This window comes from Alistipes sp. Marseille-P5061, assembly GCF_900290115.1.
In the GTDB taxonomy this organism is placed as follows: Bacteria; Bacteroidota; Bacteroidia; order Bacteroidales; family Rikenellaceae; genus Alistipes; species Alistipes excrementigallinarum.
This window is the reverse complement of record NZ_LT985748.1, coordinates 14,245-33,644: the sequence shown is the minus strand read 5'-3', so window position 1 is coordinate 33,644 and position 19,400 is coordinate 14,245. Positions and strand designations below refer to the sequence as shown.

General features: G+C 61.9%; 16 protein-coding genes. 7 read left to right on the top strand and 9 right to left on the bottom strand.

The features are described 5' to 3' along the window. Positions 1-334: 334 nt before the first annotated feature. A complete protein-coding gene (gene mgtE / locus C8267_RS00135) occupies positions 335-1,702 on the top strand; it encodes a magnesium transporter (protein ID WP_087362364.1) in 1,368 nt (455 codons plus the stop codon). Positions 1,703-1,965: 263 nt separating this feature from the next. Here the strand turns inward: mgtE and nqrF are convergent, their stop codons facing one another. The 6 genes from nqrF to C8267_RS00105 are packed head-to-tail and all read right to left on the bottom strand — an operon-like array spanning position 1,966 to position 7,903. Next, a complete protein-coding gene (gene nqrF / locus C8267_RS00130; protein ID WP_087362365.1) occupies positions 1,966-3,228 on the bottom strand; it encodes an NADH:ubiquinone reductase (Na(+)-transporting) subunit F in 1,263 nt (420 codons plus the stop codon). A 22-nt stretch (positions 3,229-3,250) separates the two neighbouring features. Beyond that, entirely contained in the window at positions 3,251-3,859 is a 609-nt protein-coding gene (nqrE, locus tag C8267_RS00125) for an NADH:ubiquinone reductase (Na(+)-transporting) subunit E (RefSeq protein ID WP_087362366.1), read from the bottom strand. Positions 3,860-3,869: 10 nt separating this feature from the next. Beyond that, entirely contained in the window at positions 3,870-4,526 is a 657-nt protein-coding gene (locus tag C8267_RS00120; protein WP_087362367.1) for an NADH:ubiquinone reductase (Na(+)-transporting) subunit D, read from the bottom strand. Beyond that, positions 4,519-5,409 (bottom strand): Na(+)-translocating NADH:ubiquinone reductase subunit C, encoded by an 891-nt coding sequence (locus C8267_RS00115; protein ID WP_087362368.1) that lies wholly within the window; start codon positions 5,407-5,409, stop codon positions 4,519-4,521. The genes C8267_RS00120 and C8267_RS00115 overlap by 8 nt, the downstream gene beginning before the upstream one ends. Before the next feature lie 8 nt (positions 5,410-5,417). Further along, on the bottom strand, positions 5,418-6,527 hold the full coding sequence (gene nqrB, locus C8267_RS00110) for an NADH:ubiquinone reductase (Na(+)-transporting) subunit B (protein WP_087362408.1): 1,110 nt from the start codon (positions 6,525-6,527) through the stop codon (positions 5,418-5,420). A gap of 20 nt (positions 6,528-6,547) precedes the next feature. Beyond that, positions 6,548-7,903, bottom strand: a complete 1,356-nt coding sequence (locus C8267_RS00105) for a Na(+)-translocating NADH-quinone reductase subunit A (protein ID WP_106633227.1) — start codon at positions 7,901-7,903, stop codon at positions 6,548-6,550. Positions 7,904-8,090: 187 nt separating this feature from the next. Here C8267_RS00105 and C8267_RS00100 point away from each other — a divergent pair, with 187 nt between their 5' ends. The 5 genes from C8267_RS00100 to C8267_RS00080 all read left to right on the top strand — a co-directional run bounded on the left by C8267_RS00100 (position 8,091) and on the right by C8267_RS00080 (position 11,706). Continuing rightward, positions 8,091-8,699: a TatD family hydrolase gene (locus tag C8267_RS00100; RefSeq protein WP_087362409.1), complete on the top strand. Its 609-nt coding sequence runs from the start codon at positions 8,091-8,093 to the stop codon at positions 8,697-8,699. After that, positions 8,696-9,427 carry a tRNA threonylcarbamoyladenosine dehydratase gene (locus tag C8267_RS00095; protein ID WP_087362370.1) on the top strand — a complete coding sequence of 244 codons (732 nt, stop codon included), beginning with the start codon at positions 8,696-8,698 and terminating at the stop codon, positions 9,425-9,427. The genes C8267_RS00100 and C8267_RS00095 overlap by 4 nt, the downstream gene beginning before the upstream one ends. 303 nt (positions 9,428-9,730) lie before the next feature. After that, the gene (locus C8267_RS00090; RefSeq protein ID WP_087362371.1) at positions 9,731-10,687 is read left to right on the top strand and encodes an NAD(P)-dependent oxidoreductase; all 957 of its coding nucleotides are present in this window, start codon (positions 9,731-9,733) and stop codon (positions 10,685-10,687) included. Positions 10,688-10,699: 12 nt separating this feature from the next. Beyond that, complete coding sequence (locus C8267_RS00085; protein ID WP_106633226.1) at positions 10,700-11,206, top strand: prolyl-tRNA synthetase associated domain-containing protein; 507 nt, start codon at positions 10,700-10,702, stop codon at positions 11,204-11,206. A gap of 56 nt (positions 11,207-11,262) precedes the next feature. After that, on the top strand, positions 11,263-11,706 hold the full coding sequence (locus tag C8267_RS00080; protein WP_087362373.1) for a YbjN domain-containing protein: 444 nt from the start codon (positions 11,263-11,265) through the stop codon (positions 11,704-11,706). Between the two features lie 243 nt (positions 11,707-11,949). Here the strand turns inward: C8267_RS00080 and C8267_RS00075 are convergent, their stop codons facing one another. After that, positions 11,950-12,522 carry a Crp/Fnr family transcriptional regulator gene (locus C8267_RS00075; protein ID WP_106633224.1) on the bottom strand — a complete coding sequence of 191 codons (573 nt, stop codon included), beginning with the start codon at positions 12,520-12,522 and terminating at the stop codon, positions 11,950-11,952. 133 nt (positions 12,523-12,655) lie between these two features. Between C8267_RS00075 and C8267_RS00070 the strand changes: the two genes are divergently transcribed. Then, the gene (locus C8267_RS00070; protein ID WP_106633223.1) at positions 12,656-14,173 is read left to right on the top strand and encodes a hypothetical protein; all 1,518 of its coding nucleotides are present in this window, start codon (positions 12,656-12,658) and stop codon (positions 14,171-14,173) included. A gap of 413 nt (positions 14,174-14,586) precedes the next feature. Here the strand turns inward: C8267_RS00070 and gpmI are convergent, their stop codons facing one another. Together gpmI and alaS are read right to left on the bottom strand one after the other, a co-directional pair. Beyond that, positions 14,587-16,113, bottom strand: coding sequence for a 2,3-bisphosphoglycerate-independent phosphoglycerate mutase (gpmI, locus tag C8267_RS00065; protein ID WP_087362377.1), 1,527 nt, complete (start codon positions 16,111-16,113; stop codon positions 14,587-14,589). A gap of 381 nt (positions 16,114-16,494) precedes the next feature. Beyond that, positions 16,495-19,116: an alanine--tRNA ligase gene (gene alaS, locus C8267_RS00060; RefSeq protein WP_106633222.1), complete on the bottom strand. Its 2,622-nt coding sequence runs from the start codon at positions 19,114-19,116 to the stop codon at positions 16,495-16,497. Positions 19,117-19,400: the final 284 nt, after the last annotated feature.

The following is a 19,400-nucleotide window of genomic DNA, read 5'->3' as shown; positions in this document are numbered from 1 at the left end:
GATAGAAATTTTGCGGGGGAGGAAATTTTTCACCTCTTTTTTGAAAAAAATCTGCAAAACACGGTCGGAAGCTGTTCCCGGAGGCGTTTCCGCATGTCCATCTGTGAGGCACGGCACTCGGGAAACAGGGAAAAATGACGCACGGGGTTGTTTTTTCCGGTTCGGGAGCGTACATTTGCAGCGCCGGCAGCCGCCGGAACCCCGTGTCTAACTCAAAAAAACAAAAACATGGACGAAGGCCCGTACAGAAAACTCACGAAAACGACATCGAATTCTTGAACCACCTGTAAGGGCCCCGCGTGGTCTCCCTTGCAGGACAAAAGGAGACCATGCCATGAAAGAGACCAACATCCGACTGCTGCAGCTGCTCGCCGATGGCGACTGGCATGCACTCAGGGAGGCGTTGAGCCGTTGCGACCTGCCAACGCTCCACGCCCTCATCGAAGCCTCCCCCGCCGAGGCTCAAGCCATCCTTTTCCGACTCTCCCCGCATCGTGCGGCCGAGGCCCTCTTCGAAGGCTTCGCCCCGCCCCTGCGCCGCAGGCTGCTCACGGCACTCGCGGCGATGGCCGCCGCCGGAGACTCCCCGCTCGAGGCCTTCACGCCCGATGAACTCGACGAGATGCCCGCCGAAGCGGTGCGCCTGCTGCCGGAGTATACGGCCGGGCTCGCCCCCGAACGACGCTTCCTGCTGGCCGGCTACGACAGCGAATGCGTCGGGAGGCTCCTCTCGCACCGCTACCTCACCCTGCCACACGACCTGAGCGCCGGCTCGGCCGCCGAACGGCTGCGCCAGACGACCGCCGCTTCGCGTGCGGAACTGCTCTGCGTGACCGCACCCGGGTGCCGGCTCGTCGGAGCACTCCGTCCCGACGAGCTGCTGCTGGCAGACCCCGCCGAGCCGGTCGCGTCGCTCTGCCGCCCCTCCGCCGCGCCCCTTCATGCGCGCGACACGCTGGGCGAGGCCTCCGCCCGCATGGTGGGTCAGGCGACCACGGCGCTCCCCGTAACCGACGCCTCGGGGGCGCTGCTGGGCATCGTCACGGCCGACCGTCTGCTCAAGGCGCTGCGCGAGGCGGGCACCGAGGATTTCCAGAAGTTCGGCGGCGCCGAGGAACTGGAGCTCTCCTACACGCGCACGCCACTCCTCTCGCTGGTGCGCAAACGGGCCGGATGGCTCGTCATCCTCTTCCTGAGCGAGATGCTCACCGCCTCGGCCATGGGCTATTTCGACGACGAAATCGCCCGGGCGGTGGTTCTGGCGCTCTTCGTGCCGCTGATTATCTCGAGCGGAGGCAACTCCGGGTCGCAGGCCGCCAGTCTCATCATCCGCGCGCTGGCGCTCGGCGAACTGGGGATAAGGCAGTGGTGGTACATTCTGCGCAAGGAGCTGCTCTCGGGGGTGCTGCTGGGGGCGATTCTGGGGTGCATCGGACTGGTGCGCATCATCGTCTGGCAGCAGTTCGGCCTCTACGACTACGGCGAGTACTGGGGCTGGATTGGCGCAAGCGTCGCCGTATCGCTCCTCTTCATCGTGCTGTGGGGCACCGTTTCGGGCTCGATGATTCCGCTGCTGCTCAAACGCATCGGTCTCGACCCGGCCACCGCCTCGGCCCCCTTCGTCGCCACGCTGGTTGACGTGACGGGGCTCATCATCTACTTCACCGTCTCGGCCATTCTGCTGAGCGGCAAGCTGCTCTGACCCGGCGCGGGGCCGACTCCCAATTGCTCCATTCCCGAAGAACGACCCTCCTTCTTCCAAAAAGGAGGGGGCGGCCGGGGGGGGAAAAGAAAAAGAAACCGAGAGCGGGCCTGCCGGGGGAAGAACCGCAAGCGCCCCGCCGGGAAAGGTTCGCAAGCGCCCCGCCGGCAAAGGGTCGTACCATAAAAAAGGGAGGCGGCATCCGGTCGAAACCGGATTGCCGTCTCCCTGTCGTATGGCCCGTTGCCGGGCCGAAACTCAGGCTACGAGCCGAAGTTGTCGTAGAGGATGTTCTCGGGCGGTACGCCGAGCGAGTCGAGCATCTTCACCACCGACGCAATCATCATCGGGGGTCCGCACATGAGGTAGATGCAGTCCTCGGGTGCCTGATGGTGCTTCAGATAGTTCTCGTAGAGCACGTTGTGGACGAATCCCGGCGTATACTTCACGCCTGCTGCATCGGCCTCCGGGTCGGGACGGTCGAGCGCCAGGTGGAACGAGAAGTTGGGGAACTCCTTTTCGATTTCGTGGAACTCGTGCAGATAGGGAGCCTCCTTGAGCGCACGGGCACCGTACCAGAACGATACCGGACGCTTCGTCTTCTCGGTCTTGAAGAGGTGCATGATGTGGCTGCGCATGGGCGCCATACCGGCACCGCCGCCCACGAAGATGAGCTCCTGCGTGTCGGGCAGGTTGTCCGGCAGGAAGAACTCGCCGTAGGGGCCCGAGATGGTCACCTTGTCACCCGGCTTGCGCGAGAAGATGTACGACGAGCAGATACCCGGGTTCACCTTCTTGAACGTGCCGGTCGCACGGTCGAACGGAGGAGTGGCAATACGGATGTTGAGCATGATGATGTTGCCCTCGGCCGGGTGGTTGGCCATCGAGTAGGCGCGGAAGGTCGGCTCGGGGTTGGTGGCCACCAAATTCCACATCTTCATGCGGTCCCAGTCGGCGCGGTACCTCTCGTCAACGTCCATGTCCGAGAACTTGATGGCATCGTACTTCGGGATGTCAATCTGGATGTAACCGCCGCTGCGGAACTTGAGGTGCTCGCCTTCGGGCAGCTTCACCACGAACTCCTTGAGGAAGGTCGAGATGTTGCGGTTCGATACTACGGTGCACTCCCACTTCTTCACGCCCAGAACGGATTCGGGCACCTTGATTTTGAGGTCGTTCTTCACCTTCACCTGGCAGCCCAGACGCCAGTGGTCCTTGGCCATCTTGCGCGAGATGAAGCCCGTTTCGGTCGGCAGGATGTCACCGCCGCCCTCCATGACCTGGCACTTGCACATGCCGCACGAACCGCCGCCGCCGCAGGCCGAAGGCAGGAACACCTTGTTGTTGGCCAGCGTCGAAAGCAGCGAGTTGCCGCTCTCGGCCTTGATGACCTTCTCGCCGTCGTTGATGTCAATCGTCACTTCGCCCGACGAGGTCAGCTTCGCCTTCGCTACGAGCAGGATTGCCACCAGGACGAGCGTGATGACAAGGAAGGCCACGATTGCTATGATGATTGTCAATTCCATTTTCTAAATCACTTTTTACAGGTTAGAACTGGATGCCCGAGAATATCATGAAGGCGATACCCATCAGGCCGGTGATGATGAAGGCGATGCCGGGGCCCTTCAGCGCTGCGGGAATGTGCGAATAGGTCGTCTTCTCGCGGATGGCGGCCATCATGACGATTGCCAGCCACCAGCCAAGGCCCGAACCCAGTCCATAGGCTACGGTCTGCACGAACGAGGTGAGCTCGCCGGCGTCAACCTTCTGCTGCATGAAGAGCGAACCGCCCATGATGGCGCAGTTGACGGCAATCAGCGGCAGGAAGATACCCAGCTGGTTGTAGAGCGTCGGCGAGAACTTCTCGACAATCATCTCGACGAGCTGCACGAATGCGGCAATCGTTGCGATGAAGACGATGAAGGTGAGGAAGTTCAAATCGACACCCTCGACCAGTGCGTTGGCCTTGAGCACGTATTCATAGAGCAGATAGTTCAGCGGAACGGTCATCACCATCACGAAGGTAACGGCGGCACCGAGACCCAGTGCGGTCTTGACGCTCTTCGACACGGCGATGTAGGAGCACATGCCGAAGAAGAAGGCGAAGACCATGTTGTCGATAAAAATCGACCGGATAAAGATATTCAGTGTTTCCATACGTTATCTTCTATTTTTCCTGTAAATCCTTGTTGCGCGAACGGTGTACCCAGATGATGCAGCCGACGATAATCAGCGCCATGGGCGGGAAGAGCATCAGACCGCAGTTCGAATAGAAGCCGCCCTCGGACATGTACCAGCTTTCGGGGATGATGCGGTAGCCCAGCAGGCTGCCCGAACCGAGCAGTTCGCGGAAGAAGGCCACGATGACCAGAATCATGCCGTAGCCCAGGCCGTTGCCGATACCGTCGAGGAACGAAGGCCACGGCTTGTTGGCCAGCGCGAAGGCCTCGACACGGCCCATGACGATACAGTTGGTGATAATCAGACCCACGTAGACCGACAGCTGCTTGGAGACCTCATAGACGTAGGCCTTCAGCACCTGGTCCACCAGAATCACCAGCGCGGCGATGACCACCAGCTGGACGATGATGCGGATACGCGCCGGCACGCCGTTGCGCAGCAGCGACATCACCAGGTTCGAGAAGGCGGTCACCACCGTCACCGAAAGTGCCATGACGATGGCCGGCTTGAGCTGTACGGTGACGGCCAGAGCCGAGCAGATACCGAGAATCTGCACGATGACGGGGTTGTTCGCCGAGAAGGGACCCGTCAGGTATTTCATGTTCTTAGCCGAAAACAAAGGCTCTCTTTCGTTCTTACTCATTGCTTGCTACATTTTCATCGTTAGACACTTCCTCGGCGGCTGCCGGCTGCACGGCTGCGGCCTTCTTGGCCTCCAGCAGCGGCAGATAGTGCGAGAAGCTGTCGAAGAGCATGGCCGTCACACCGTCCGAGGTCTTCGTACCGCCCGAGACGGCATCCACCTCGTGGGCGGGGTCCTGGGCGCCGCCCTTGCGCAACTTCACCGAGACGAACTGGTCACCCTCGAAAATCGTCTTGCCGAGGAACTTGGACTGATACTTCGACGTGGCGATTTCGGAACCCAGACCCGGGGTCTCGCCCTTGTGGGCCATGATGATACCCGAAATCGTGTTCATGTCCTTCTCGAGCGCCACGTAGCCCCAAATCGGGCCCCACAGACCGGCACCGTAGACGGGCAGCACCACGCGGCCGTCCTTGGCCTCGAAGACCGGGAGCTTCCCTTCGGCAAAGGCCGTCGGCAGGTCGTTCAGCAGCGCAAAGACATCGCCGTCGATACGCTCGCCGCGGTCATTGACCACATAGGCGCTGACGACATCGTCGTAGCTAATCGTGTCGATGAGCTTCTCCGCGTCGACCTGCATTCTTGCGGCATCACCCGCATAGAGCGACGCCAGAATGTTGCGCTTCTTCTCGTTCAGGTCGTTGGCATCCTGACGCGGCTTGAGCGCCAGCGCTGCTACGGCCAGCAGGACGGCCACGATGATGACCATCACCGTCGAGTACATGATGATATAGGCGTTGCTGTTCGTGTCGCTGAACAGCCCCTTCTTCTTCAGAGGGGTGAATTCCGATGCGGGAGCACCGCAGACGGGGCACTTTTCGGGAGCGGCCGCACCTTCATGGATATAGCCGCAAACATTGCATTTGAATTTTTTCGTTGCCATTCTACTCCCTATTTTGCCAGTTTAACACGTTTGTTTCTGCGCGAGATGTTCGCCTCGACCACATAGTGGTCCACCAGCGGAGCCAGCGCGTTCATGAAGAGAATCGAAAGCATCATGCCTTCGGGATATGCCGGATTGACCACGCGAATCAGGATGGCCAGGGCGCCCGTCATGAAGCCGACGATGTACTTGCCCGTGTTGGTCTGGGCCGAGGTCACGGGGTCGGTGGCCATGAAGACCGCACCGAAGGCGAAACCGCCGACAATCAGGTGCCACCATGCGGGATACTCCGTCACGCCGAGAGCCTGGAAGAGGTAGCCCATCGCCAGACCGCCGACAAAGACCGAAAGCATCGTACGCCACGAGGCGATGCCCGTCAGCAGCAGAATCGCGGCACCGATGAGGATGGCCAGCGTCGAGGTCTCGCCGAACGAACCGGGGATGAAGCCCAGGAAGGCGTCCAGCGGCGAGAAGGTCATCGTGCCGGTCGAGCCGAGCTGCTCGAGGGCCGTGGCACCGGTGATGCCGTCGACGTGAGCGCCCATCATCGTCCAGTCGGAGTACCAGACCGTCTCACCCGACATCGAGGGGGTGTAGGCGAAGAATGCGAATGCGCGGGCCAGCAGCGCGGGGTTGAAGACGTTCATGCCCGTACCGCCGAAGACCTCCTTGCCGAAGACTACGGCAAAGGCCGTTGCGAGGGCCACCATCCACAGCGGCGTGCTCACCGGCATAATCATCGGGATGAGCAGACCCGAGACGAGGAAGCCCTCGTTGACCTCGTGGCCGCGCGCCTGGGCGAAGGCGAACTCGATGCCCAGACCGACGATGTAGGAGACGCAGACCATCGGCAGCACGCGCACCAGACCGTAGAAGAAGGCCGTGAAGCCCGTCAGGCCGACCTGAATACCCGTATTGAAGCATCCGAAGAGGAATGCCGGCAGCAGCGCCACGACCACCACAATCATCGTACGTTTCATATCGTTGCAGTCGCGGATGTGCGCACCCTTCGTCGTAGTCGTATTGGGCACGAAGAGGAAGGTCTCGAACGCATCGAATGTCGATTCGAGGAAGCCCAGTTTACCGCCCTTGGTAAAAGTGGGCTTGATGTTGTCCATGAATTTACGCAGTCCCATCGTTAAGCCTCCTTAATCATTAAGTTAATACCGTCGCGGATAATCTGCTGAATCTCGGTCTTCGAGGGGTCGACGAACTCGCAGAGTGCAAAGTCCTCCTCCACGACCTCGTAGATACCCAGATTCTCCATCTTCTCGATGTCGCCGGCCAGGCAGGCCTTCAGCAGATACATCGGGTAGATGTCCATGGGCAGATACTGCTCGTAGAGACCCGTCACCACGAAGGGGCGCTCGCCGCCGTTGAGGTTCGTGTCCAGACGGTAGGACTTCTTCGGGCAGAGCCACGAGAAATAGGCGTGCGACACCGAGAACTTGTTGCAGCGGGGCATCGCCCAGCCCAGCAGTTCGTACTTGTCGCCCTCGGGAATCACCGTCAGCATGTTGGCGTAGAAGCCGATGAAGCCATCGGCGGCGACCTTCGTACCCGTCAGCACGTTGCCCGAGATGATGCGGACGCTGTCGCCCGGCTTCTGGGGCTTGATGTTGTTGCCGAGAATCGATGCCACGCTGGCGCCCGAGACGATGCGCACGTAGTGCGGTGCGGCAACCTCCGAGCCGGCCACGGCGATGACCTTCGTCATGTCGACGCGGCCCTCGTTGAACAGGCGGCCGATGATGGCCAGGTCCTGGATGTTGACCGTCCAGACCACGTCACCCTTGTTGATGGGGTCGATGTGGTGAATCTGGACACCGACGTTGCCCACGGGGTGCTTGCCTGCAAAGGTGTGCAGCTCGACGTTTCTAAGCGACGGCATCGCACCTTCGGCGCCGGCGCGCATCGAGAGGTGCACCTTACCCTGGGTCAGACGACGCATCACCTCGATACCTGCCTGCAGGTTCTTCTGCTCGCCCTGCAGCACGAAGTTGTAGTCGGGGGCCAGCGGCGCGGAGTCGAATGCGGAGATGAAGACCGCCTTCGGCACGTCGTTCGGGTCGGCAATGATGCCGTAGGGGCGCTGCACGAGCATCGGCCAGAGGCCCGACTTGAGCAGCAGCTCGACAATCTCCTCGCGCGAGGCCTTCGACGGCTCGAGCCGTGCGAACTCCTCGTAGTCGGTACGCTCGTCGGCAGCCACCGTCACGTTGAGCACCTTGCGCTTCTCACCGCGGTTGACCGCCGTCACCGTGCCGCTGACAGGCGACGTGAAGAGCACCCGCTCGTTGTACTTGTTGAAGAACAACGGCGTGCCCGCCTTCACCTTGTCACCCACCTTAACCAGCAGCTTGGGCGTCACGCCCTCGAAATCGAGGGGCGACACGGCATATTCGGACGAACGCGGCGCTTCCGCCAACGTCTCCTCGGCCTTGCCCTGAAGATTGATGTCGAGACCCTTGCGTAGTGTAATGATTTTCGACATTGATTAAAGATTTTGATTGTTATTTTGGAATATTTATGGGTTTCCGCATACGTTGTTAGCTGACTAACACACTAATTCGCGTGCGAAAATACGATTTTTTTCCGACAATTCCCCATCCGGAGCACAATATTTCTTAAATTAACTTACAAATCCACAATTTCCCCGGGAAATGCGTATTTTTGCCTTCATGACTGCACCTTGGGTCAATATCCACACGCATCGGCCGACGGGTCTGTGCATCGAGCTTCGGGCGGCGGGCATCCATCCGTGGAAGGTCGCGGCGTCCGGCGCCGGGGGGCTCGGCAGGGCGCTCGACGAGCTCGACCGTGAGCTCGACGGGGCGCAGGCCGTCGGCGAAATCGGGCTCGACCTTGCCTGCGGCGTGCCGCTCGCGCAACAGGAGGAGCTCTTCCGCGCGCAGCTCGAACTGGCCGAGCGGCGGGGGCTTCCCGTGGTGCTGCACTGCGTGCGGGCCTTCGAGCCGGTGATGAAGGAGCTGGAACGCCACCACCTCCGTGCGGTCATCTTCCACGGCTTCATCGGCTCGCCGCAGCAGGCGCGGCGCGCCCTCGCGCGGGGCTGCATGCTCTCGTTCGGCGAGCGGACCTTCGCCTCGCCCCGCACGCTGGAGGCGCTGCGCGCGACGCCCCTCGGGCAGCTCTTCGTCGAGACGGACGAGAGCCCGACGCCCATCGGGCGGCTCTACGAACGGGTGGCCGAAGCAAGGGGGGTGAGCGTCGAGGCGCTGCGCGAGGCGGCATGGGAGAACTACAAACGCATTTTCGAAACGACATGACAAACGACAACTGGCTGGAACGCACTGAATTGCTCCTGGGAGCCGAGAAACTGGAACGGCTGCGCCGCGCCCATGTCCTCGTGGTGGGGCTGGGGGGCGTAGGGGCCTATGCCGCTGAAATGATAGCGCGCGCGGGCGTGGGACGCATGACCATCGCCGACGCCGACACGGTCTCCCCGTCGAACATCAACCGCCAGCTCGTGGCGCTCCACTCGACCGTCGGCCGACCGAAGGCCGAGGTGCTGGCCGAGCGGCTGCGCGACATCAATCCCGACATCGAGCTGACGGTGGTCAACCGCTACATCCGCGACGAGGAGACCTACACGCTGCTCGACGCCGCGCGCTACGACTACGTCGTCGACGCCATCGACACCCTCTCGCCCAAGCTGGCCCTCATCAAGGGGGCGCTCGACCGCCAGCTGCGGCTCGTCAGCTCGATGGGGGCCGGTGCGAAGACGGACCCCACGCGCATGGAGATTGCGGACATCGGCCGGACGCACCACTGCCCGCTGGCCCACATGCTGCGCAAGCGGCTCCACAAGCTCGGCATCCGGAGCGGATTCCGGGCCGTCTTCTCGGCCGAACCGATGCACGAGGGGGCGATGATTCTCTGCGAGGAGCAGAACAAGAAGTCGAACGTCGGGACCATCTCCTACCTCCCGGCGCTCTTCGGCATCGGCTGCGCCTCGGTGGTCATCCGCGACCTGGCGGGCGAGCCGATTCCCTGACGCGACGCCCCTTTCCGGAAGGGGTCGGCCCAGAGCCGGCAGAGGGACGAACGGGGCGGAGGCGGCAGAGGGACGAACGAGGCGGAGGCGGCAGCCGCCGGAAACGCACCCGTCAAACGGACGCCGCGACCGCCGGAAACGAACCCGGCAAGGCGGAGAAGGCGGCCGTCGGAGGTACCCCGAAACGGGACCGAAGGCCTCCGGAAAAGCCGCCGCGAAGGGCCCGGCTGGAAGTCGCGGCCGGGCTGCGGACAACAACGAACGAAAACGGACAAGTAATATAACAACTAACTGACTGTCAAGATGGAAAACAACACGAAGAAACCTACCATCGTCTTTCTCGACGAATACACGCTGGGCGGCGCCGACCTGCGCCGCATCAAGGCGCTGGGCGACTATACGGGCTACGAAAACACCACCCGCGAGGAGGTCATCGAACGCTGCCGCACGGCCCGGGTCGTCATCACCAACAAGGTGGTGCTCGACCGCGAGACGCTGCGCGCGCTGCCCTCGCTCCGGCTCATCTGCGTCGCCGCGACGGGGATGAACAACATCGACCTCGAGGCTGCGGCCGAGCTGGGCATCGAGGTGCGCAACGCCGCCGGATACTCGACCCACTCGGTGGCCGAGACGACGCTCGGGGCCGCCATCGCGCTGCTGCGCCACAGCGTCTACTACGACCGCTACGTCAAGAGCGGCGCCTACGCCTCGTCGGGGCGGCAGTTCCACTTCGCCCTGGCCAACCACCAGCTGCACGGCTCATGCTGGGGCATCGTCGGGCTGGGCACCATCGGCCACGAGGTGGCGCGGCTTGCCGAGGCCTTCGGATGCGAGGTCCGCTACACCTCCACCTCGGGCGTCGCACGCGAGGAGCCCTACCCCGCCCTCTCGCTGGCCGAGCTGCTGAGCTGGGCCGACGTCGTCTCGATACACTGCCCGCTCAACGCCCGGACGCGCAACCTCATTGGCGCCCCCGAGCTCGAAATCATGAAGCGGTCGGCCATCCTCATCAACGTGGCGCGCGGCGGCATCGTCGACGAGGCGGCGCTGGCCACGGCACTCGACCGGGGCAGCATCGCCGGTGCGGCGCTCGACGTCTTCACGCAGGAGCCCCTGGCGGCCGACAACCCGCTGACGCACATCGCCGCCCCGGACCGCATCCTGCTCTCGCCCCACAACGCCTGGTCGCCCGTCGAGGCCGTCGAGGTGCTGGTGGGCTGCATCGAGCGCAACATCACGGAGTTCTGCAACCGTCAATAGAGCGACGACCGCATGGAGACTACACCCGACGAACGCCGCCAGCGGGTCTTCGACTTCCTCGACGCCCACGGCATCCGCTACACCTGGTATGAGCACCCCGAGGCGCCGACCATCGACATCGCCCGTCAATATTGGCACGACGACGGCTCGAAGCACTGCAAGAACCTCTTCTTCCGCAACCACAAGGGCGACCGCCACTATCTGGTCTCGTTCGACTGCGAGCGGAATCTGGCCATCCACGACCTCGAACACCGGCTGCGGCAGGGGAAGCTCTCCTTCGCCTCGGAGCAGCGCATGGAGCGGTGGCTCGGGCTGCGGCCCGGCTCGGTGTCGCCCTTCGGGCTCATCAACGACGCGGAAACCCACGTGCACCTCTTCCTCGACCGCAACCTCGACCGCTGCGACGCCTACTCGTTCCACCCCAACGACAACCGGGCGACGGTGGTCATCACGCGCGAGGAGTTCATGCGCTATCTGGCAGCCGTGGGCAATTCGTTCGAATTCATCGACCTGTATTGAACGGCGGAAGCAAATTTTTTCTATCTTTGGCTAACCAAACCAAAAAAACACGACTCATGAAAAAATTGACGCTTATTCTGCTCCTGCTCTTCTGTGCGGCCGGCACGCTCCGGGCACAGGAGCTCAAGCCCGACATCATGTCCTACCTGCGCAGCGAAGGCTACGCCCCCTCCTACGACGAGGACGGCGACGTACAGTTCAAGGTTGAGGGATATACCTACTACGCCATCACCCGCGACAGCGGCATGGGATACTCCTACGTCGAGGTCCGCGTACAGTTCGCTACGGACCAGCCGCTCGACAAGCTCATCACGATGGCCAACGACCTCAACCGCGGCAAATACGTCTGCAAGTATACGGCCTACGAGAACGACGGGGAGAATGTCTTCCAGTTCGGCGTGGAGTTCATCGCCTCGACCACGGCCCAGGTCAACTACATGATGGGACACGTGCTGCGTCTGCTCCCCTCGGAGGTGAATTCGGTCATCGACTCGCTCTGATTCATCCGGAGCACCTATTTATAAGAAGAGGGATGCACTCCGTTCGGGGGTGCATCCCTCTCTTCTCTGTATCGTATCGGCTTCTGTGTCCCACGTTCGCCCCGGCGGCGGAAGGGAGCCCCGGACGGGCGGGTGCAGGGCGCAGGGCGCAGGGCGCAAGGTGCAGGGCGCAAGGTGCAGGGCGCGGGAGACGAGCGCAGACCCGCCGCAGAACCGTCGCAGGCCGCCACGCCCCGGCAGCGCTCAGAGAATCTCCTTCTTGATGCGGCAGAAGTAGGCCTCGGTCACCCCGATGTAGGAGGCCAGCGTCCGCGCCGAGACCACCTCCAGAATCTCGGGCCGGTACTTCAGCACGGCGATAATCCGCTCGCGGGCATCGCCCTTGATGTACTTGAGCTTCTTCTCCGAGGTGTAGAACTGCCACATCGCCAGGTCGAACATCCAGCGGGCGAACTCGTGCGACTCGACCAGCAGCCGGTCGAACTTCGCCTTGGGGACCATGATGCAGGTGCACCCCTTCTTGCAGGTCTCGAACTGCATGACGGCCGGCTGGTTCATATAATACGAGTGGGGCGAAAGCAGAATCGTCCCCGGAGAGGCGAATCCGTAGGTCTCCTCCTTCTCCTTCTCGAAGTAGACCCCCCGCAGAATCCCCTCCTTGACGATATAGACGTTGCGGTTGATATGACCGAACTCGATGACGGCCTTCTTGGGACCGAAGTGCACCTCCTCGCCCAGCGCGAGCAGCTGGCGGACCACCTCCTCCGAAGGATGGAAATCCCCCTCGTGCATAATCAGGTCAATCAGTTCATCCATGGCTGAAAACTCTTTTCGGGGCAAATTTACCAAAAAAGAGTCGAAAACAAACAATGTTTGACCTATGTCAATGTTTTTATGGCTTCCTTTCTCTACTTTTGAAACTGAATAAACAACCAAATCCCCTTGTATTATGAAAAAGTATCTACTCTTTACCATTGCGCTCTTTGCAGCCCTGGCAATGCAGTCGTGCAAGGACGACAAGACCGACGAGCCCAACCCCGGACCCGACCCCGAACCTACCGTGGAATACGACGTGGATACCGTCTCTTCCATCTGCGAAGGAATCTACTTCGGAGACGCCTACCTGGCCAACGACGAGGTCTACACCTACTACCTCTCCATCAGCGACCTGCCGGTTCTGGACGGCGGCTATACGGACAGCGAGGGCACCTATTACATCCTCCGGCTCAACACTCCGTTCGAGGAACAGATAGCCAACGGCACCTATACGATGACCGAGGAGACCAACAAATATACGGAATACACCATCCTCGGGGGCAATTACAGCTACATCGTCTACCAGAATCAGCAGTTCTTCATCAAGGAGGGCACCCTGACCGTGACGAACGCCGAGACCAAGCCCAGAATCGAAATCGAGATGACCGCGACCGACGGCACGACCTTCCACACCGTCTACGAGGGCATCTACTTCTACTACAACAAGAGCATCGAGTGGCTGAAGCAGGACATGAACACGAAGATGACCAGCGTCTACTCGTGGTATCTGGAGGAGATGAACGAAGACCGCAACGCCAATCTGAACATCACCCTCTATGAGAACATCGACGCGGACGGTTGGGTCGTAGTCCCCTCGAGCGTGCTGATTTTCGTGGGCCGCGGCGAGTTCGACGACGACGGCAACCTCATCCCCGGCACCTTCACCATCACCAACGACGAAGAGGCCTCGGACTACACCTTCCTCGCAGGCGGCTGCATCAACTTCATGAATGCACCCTTCCCGACCAGCACCAACTTCTGCTATTACTACGACCCGGAGAACTCGTCGGCCATCCAGGTGGGTCTGGCCCAGTCGGGTACGGTCGAGATTGAGAAGAACGGCGACAACTACACGCTGACCTACGACCTGACGACCGACAAGGGCAAGAAGCTGACGGGCAGCTATACGGGCCCCATCGTCGTGCAGGACGCCCCGAAGGTGATTGAAAAGAACGAATGGGACCTCTCTGAAGACCACGAGCTGTCGTTCAATGCTCCGAATATCAACGTACAGGCTTTCGGCAGCAAATATACGGTCGAAAACGCCTATACCTGGCAGTTCCAGTTCAAGCAGTACGATGAAAACTGGAGCTACACCTCCGACCAGTTGTATGTCGAGGTCGTATGCGACCTCGATGCCACCGAGGGACCAGTTCCCGGTGTATATCAGATAAGCGAAGGCAACGAAGTGGGCACGGCTCGAAAGGGTACCTTCAACATGTCGGGCGGCGTTGACGGATTCGGCACGGGAACCTACTTCAAATATTACGAAAACGGTGAAGTGCGCTGGGCTGCCGGAGCAAACGGAGGTGAAGTAGAAATTACGAAGAACGACGACGGCACCTATACCATTACCTTCGACTTCCTCGACGGACAGGCCGAGCCCAAGCACTTCAAGGGCACCTGGACTGGCGAACTCGAAATCTTCTAACGGCAGAAAAAGAGCGAGTCAAATAAAACAACAAGGCACTTAAGGGAACAGCCCGGAGAATTTTCAGAATTCTCCGGGCTGCTCATTATCTGCTTCACATCTGCTTCTCGTCTGCTTCACGCTGTCGGGATGGAGCTGCGCCCCATGTCCGCGGCCAACGACGCTCCGGATGAGGTATGCCCCGAAACAAAAAAATTCCCGAAGCAAGGAACGATGCTCCGGGAATTTGCGTATGGCTCACCCCGCCAGGAACGGAGGCGTCTCACACCGGAAACGGAAGCATCCCGCGGGGGCGGCAACACCCTGCACCTCGCCCCCCACCCCGCAGCCGGAAACAAAGACGCCCCGCCGCACAATGATGCGGCGGGGCGTCGCGGACGGAACCGAATCCGTCGTGCGGTTAACCGTGCCTGCTACTTCATCTCGACGAGCGAGTGTCCCGTCATCTCGGCGGGCTGCTCCAGACCCATCAGCTTGAGCACCGTGGGGGCCACGTCGGCCAGAATGCCGTTGTGAACAGCCTTCACACGGTCCGAAACCACCACGATGGGCACCGGATTGAGCGAGTGCGCCGTGTTGGGCGTACCGTCGGGATTGATGGCGTTGTCGGCATTGCCGTGATCGGCAATCATCACCACCTCGTAGCCGTTGGCCTTGGCAGCCTCGACCACCTTGGCGACGCAGCCGTCAACGGCCTTCACGGCCTTCACAATCGCGTCGTAGACGCCCGTGTGGCCCACCATGTCGCCGTTGGCGAAGTTCAGGCAGATGAAGTCGAACTTGCGCTCGCCGAGTGCCGCCACCAGCTTGTCGGCAACCTCCGGAGCCGACATCTCGGGCTGCAGGTCATAGGTCGCAACCTTGGGCGATGCGACCAGGATGCGCTCCTCGCCGTCGAACTTGTCCTCGCGGCCGCCGTTGAGGAAGAAGGTCACGTGGGCATACTTCTCCGTCTCGGCGATGCGCAGCTGCTTGAGGCCCTGCTTCGAAACCCACTCGCCGATGGTGTTGTGCACGTTCTCCTTGTCGAAGAGGATGTGCAGACCCGTGAACTTGGCGTCGTAGGGGGTCATGCAGCAGTAGTAGAGCGGCAGGGTGTGCATGCCGGCCTCGGGCATATCCTGCTGCGTGAGGACGATGGTGAGCTCCTTGGCGCGGTCGTTGCGGTAGTTGAAGAAAATCACCACGTCGTTGGGGCGAATCATGCCGATGGGCTGGCCGTTCTCGTCGATGCGGACGAACGGCTTGACGAACTCGTCGGTCACCCCCTCGTCGTAGGACTTCTGCATCGCCTCGACCATGTCGGACGAGTGGTCGCCGATGCCGTTTACCAGCGCGTCGTAGGCAATCTTGATGCGCTCCCAGCGCTTGTCGCGGTCCATGGCGTAGTAGCGGCCGATGATGGTGGCAATCTTGCCGGTCGTGGCGGCCAGATGCTCCTCCAGACGGGCGATGAAGCCCTTGCCGCTGTGCGGGTCGGTGTCACGGCCGTCCATGAAGCAGTGCACGTAGGTCTTCTCCAGCCCGTACTCGGCGGCGATGTCGCAGAGCTTGAAGAGGTGGTTGAGCGACGAGTGCACGCCGCCGTCGGAGGTCAGGCCCATGAAGTGCATCGCCACGCCGTTCTTCCTGGCGTATTCGAAGGCGGCCTTCACCTCGGGGTTCTGCATAATCGAGTTGTCGGCGCAGGCGCGGTTGATTTTCACGAGGTCCTGGTAGACCACGCGGCCGGCGCCGATGTTGAGGTGGCCCACCTCCGAGTTGCCCATCTGTCCGGCGGGCAGACCGACGTTCTCACCGTCGGTGCGCAACTCGGCGTGGGGATAGTGCTCGGTCATGGCCGAAATGTATGCGGGATGCACCGTCGAGATGACATCCGCCTTGTCGTGATGGCCGTTTCCCCAGCCATCGAGAATCATCAAAAGAACTTTGTTTGCCATAATTGTAGTTTTTTTGCTTCGTGTTCTCTATTCCGTTACCGGATGTTCCGTTGCCGGCAGGCGGAGGGGCGAAAATCACCCGGATTCCGCACCGCCCCGTTCGGGCGGCCTTTTCCGACAGCCTCCGCTCCATTCCGGCAGCCTCAGCTGTTTTGGCAGCCCCCGGCCCGCATTCGGCCGCCTTTTTCGACAGCCCCCGGTCCGTTCCGGCAGCCTCAGCTGTTTTGGCAGCCCCCGGTCCGCATTTGGCAGCCCGCCTCGACCGTTTTGTCAGCCGCCGCACCGCATTTGGCAGTCGGTGGCAGGCTTTGGCAGGCTCCGCACGGCGGAACAATCCGCAGGACAATACGTCAAAAAGCGCGCCGTCCCGCTGCGCGGCCCCTATCGGAGCGCAGCGCCAATCAGCTCGACGGCCTTGTCAATGGCGGCCTGCAGGCCGTCGGGGTTCTTGCCGCCGGCCGTGGCGAAGAAGGGCTGGCCGCCACCGCCGCCCTGCATCAAACGGGCCGCTTCGCGGACCACGGCACCGGCATTGACGCCGCGTGCGGCAATCTCCTCGCCCAGCATGACCGTCAGCGTCGGCTTGCCGCCCGCAACCGTACCCACGACGAAGACCAGCTTCGGCGCGCGCTGGCGCATGGCGTAGGCCAAATCCTTGATGAAGTCGGCCGGACGCTCCAGCTGCGCCGATACCAGCTGCACGCCGTCGCGCTCGGGCGTCATCGCGAGCATCTTCTCGGCCCACTGGGCCACCTGCTCGCGGCGCATCGACTCGACCTCCTTCGAGAGCGCCTCGTTGTTCTCGACCATCTTGCGGACGGCCTGGAGCACCTGCGAATTGTGGAGCTGCTCGCCCACCGTGCGCAGCGTATCCTCGGCGGCGTAGAAGAGCCGCTCGGCAGCCTCGCCCGTCACCGCCTCGATGCGGCGGACACCGGCCGAAATGGCGCTTTCGTTGACAATCTTGAAGATGCCGATGTTACCCGTGGCGCTCGTATGCGTACCGCCGCAGAGCTCGACCGAGGGGCCGAACTTCACCATGCGGACGCGGTCGCCGTACTTCTCGCCGAAGAGCATCATCGCTCCGCAGCGCTCGGCCTCCTCCTTCGTGGCATTGCGGTTCTCCTCGAGCGGGTAGTTGGCCCGCACGAAGCGGTTGACCAGCTGCTCGACGCGGCGCAGCTCCTCGGGGGTCACCTTCTGGAAGTGCGAGAAGTCGAAGCGCAGCGCCTCGGGGGTCACCATCGAGCCCTTCTGCTCGACGTGCTTGCCCAGCACCTCGCGCAGCGCGGCGTGCAGCAGGTGGGTGGCCGTATGGTTGTTGGCGGCATTCTGGCGCTTTTCGGCGTCGACCACCGCGGTGAATTCGGCCGCGGGGTCCGACGGGAGGTGCTCCACAATGTGGATAATCAGACCGTTCTCCTTCTCGGTGTCGACGACGGGCACCTTCTCGTCACCCGACTGGATGTAGCCCACGTCGCCAATCTGACCGCCCGAGTTGCCGTAGAAGGGCGTGCGGTCGAAGACCAGCTGATAGGTCGTGCGGCCCTTCGACGTCACGCGGCGGTAGCGCGCGATGCGCACCTGCTCGATGAGCGTGTCGTAGCCCGTGAAGATGCTCTCCTTCAGCGGGAAGAGCTCGACCCAGTCGTCGGTGTCGACCGCCGCGGCGTTGCGCGAACGGGCCTTCTGGGCCTGCAGCTCCTTGTCGAAATCCTCGAGGTCGACCTCGACGCCCTGCTCGCGGGCGATGAGCTCCGTGAGGTCAATCGGGAATCCGAAGGTATCGTAGAGCACGAAGGCATCCTTGCCCGAGATGCGGGAGGTGCCCTCCGCCTTGACGCGTGCTATCACGCCGTCGAGCAGGTTGATGCCCGTGGCCAGCGTGCGCAGGAACGAGGACTCCTCCTCCTCGATGACCTTCTCGATGAGGGCCTGCTGCGCCTTCAGCTCGGGGAACTGGCCGCCCATCTGCTCCACCAGCCCGGCGACGAGCTTGCAGAGCGTCGGCTCGGTGAAGCCCAGGTAGGTGTAGCCGTAGCGCACGGCGCGGCGCAGGATGCGGCGGATGACATATCCCGCCTTGACGTTCGAGGGGAGCTGTCCGTCGGCAATCGAGAAGGCGATGGCGCGCAGGTGGTCCGCCATGACGCGCATGGCCACGTCGCACTGCTCGTTCTCGCCGTAGCGCTTGCCCGAGAGGGCCGAAATGCGCTGGATGGTCGGCTGAAAGACATCCGTATCGTAGTTCGACTTCTTGCCCTGGAGAATCATGCAGAGGCGCTCGAAGCCCATGCCCGTATCGACGTTGCGCGCCGGCAGCGGCTCGAGCGAGCCGTTGGCCTTGCGGTTGAACTGCATGAAGACGAGGTTCCAGATTTCAATCACCTGGGGATGTCCCGCGTTGACCATCTCGCGGCCCGGCTTGGCGGCAATCTCCGCCTCGTCGCGCAGGTCGAAGTGAATCTCCGAGCAGGGGCCGCAGGGACCCGTCTCGCCCATCTCCCAGAAGTTGTCGTGCTTGTTGCCGCGGATGATGTGGTCCTCGGGCAGATACTGGCACCAGTAGTCGTAGGCCTCCTGGTCGAAGGAGACGCCGTCCTCGTCGGAACCCTCGAAGACGGTGGCGTACATCCGCTCGGCGGGCAGGTGGTAGACGTCGTGCAGCAGCTCCCACGCCCAGCCGATGGCCTCCTTCTTGAAGTAGTCGCCGTAGGACCAGTTGCCCAGCATCTCGAACATGGTGTGGTGGTAGGTGTCGTGTCCGACCTCCTCCAGGTCGTTGTGCTTGCCCGAGACGCGCAGACACTTCTGCGTATCGGCCGCACGGGGATACTTGCGGGGGGCGTTGCCCAGGAAGATGTCCTTGAACTGGTTCATGCCCGCATTGGTGAACATGAGGGTGGGGTCGTTCTTGACGACCATGGGCGCCGACGGCACGATGGTGTGACCCTTGCTTGCGAAGAAGTCCAGAAATGCCTGGCGGATTTTGTTCGATTCCATATTGTACGTTTACGATATAATCAAAAAAAGCGGCTTACGGAGCACGCAACCGCCTGCCCGGCCGACAGGGAGCGGCGGCAGACAAAGAGCAGCGGCTGCCATCGGCCTTTCCCGAAGAGCGGCAGCCGACCCCGGCTCCAACCATCTGCAACCGAAGAGCGGCGACTGCCACCGGCCTTTTCCGAAGAGCGGCGGCCCCCGGCCCGGCCCTCTGCTTCCGAAGAGCGGCGACCGATATGCGGCCCTTCCGAAGGCAACGGCGGCCCCGGGACAACCCCGACGAC

What these genes read in the sequence shown, in the direction of transcription:
- C8267_RS00085 (WP_106633226.1), top strand. Translation starts at nt 10,700, where the DNA reads ATGGAGACTACACCCGACGAACGCCGCCAGCGGGTCTTCGACTTCCTC.
- C8267_RS00070 (WP_106633223.1), top strand. Translation starts at nt 12,656, where the DNA reads ATGAAAAAGTATCTACTCTTTACCATTGCGCTCTTTGCAGCCCTGGCA.
- C8267_RS00100 (WP_087362409.1), top strand. Translation starts at nt 8,091, where the DNA reads ATGACTGCACCTTGGGTCAATATCCACACGCATCGGCCGACGGGTCTG.
- nqrE (WP_087362366.1), bottom strand. Translation starts at nt 3,859, where the DNA reads ATGGAAACACTGAATATCTTTATCCGGTCGATTTTTATCGACAACATG.
- alaS (WP_106633222.1), bottom strand. Translation starts at nt 19,116, where the DNA reads ATGGAATCGAACAAAATCCGCCAGGCATTTCTGGACTTCTTCGCAAGC.
- C8267_RS00090 (WP_087362371.1), top strand. Translation starts at nt 9,731, where the DNA reads ATGGAAAACAACACGAAGAAACCTACCATCGTCTTTCTCGACGAATAC.
- mgtE (WP_087362364.1), top strand. Translation starts at nt 335, where the DNA reads ATGAAAGAGACCAACATCCGACTGCTGCAGCTGCTCGCCGATGGCGAC.
- C8267_RS00105 (WP_106633227.1), bottom strand. Translation starts at nt 7,903, where the DNA reads ATGTCGAAAATCATTACACTACGCAAGGGTCTCGACATCAATCTTCAG.
- nqrF (WP_087362365.1), bottom strand. Translation starts at nt 3,228, where the DNA reads ATGGAATTGACAATCATCATAGCAATCGTGGCCTTCCTTGTCATCACG.
- C8267_RS00120 (WP_087362367.1), bottom strand. Translation starts at nt 4,526, where the DNA reads ATGAGTAAGAACGAAAGAGAGCCTTTGTTTTCGGCTAAGAACATGAAA.
- C8267_RS00095 (WP_087362370.1), top strand. Translation starts at nt 8,696, where the DNA reads ATGACAAACGACAACTGGCTGGAACGCACTGAATTGCTCCTGGGAGCC.
- nqrB (WP_087362408.1), bottom strand. Translation starts at nt 6,527, where the DNA reads ATGGACAACATCAAGCCCACTTTTACCAAGGGCGGTAAACTGGGCTTC.
- C8267_RS00080 (WP_087362373.1), top strand. Translation starts at nt 11,263, where the DNA reads ATGAAAAAATTGACGCTTATTCTGCTCCTGCTCTTCTGTGCGGCCGGC.
- C8267_RS00075 (WP_106633224.1), bottom strand. Translation starts at nt 12,522, where the DNA reads ATGGATGAACTGATTGACCTGATTATGCACGAGGGGGATTTCCATCCT.
- gpmI (WP_087362377.1), bottom strand. Translation starts at nt 16,113, where the DNA reads ATGGCAAACAAAGTTCTTTTGATGATTCTCGATGGCTGGGGAAACGGC.
- C8267_RS00115 (WP_087362368.1), bottom strand. Translation starts at nt 5,409, where the DNA reads ATGGCAACGAAAAAATTCAAATGCAATGTTTGCGGCTATATCCATGAA.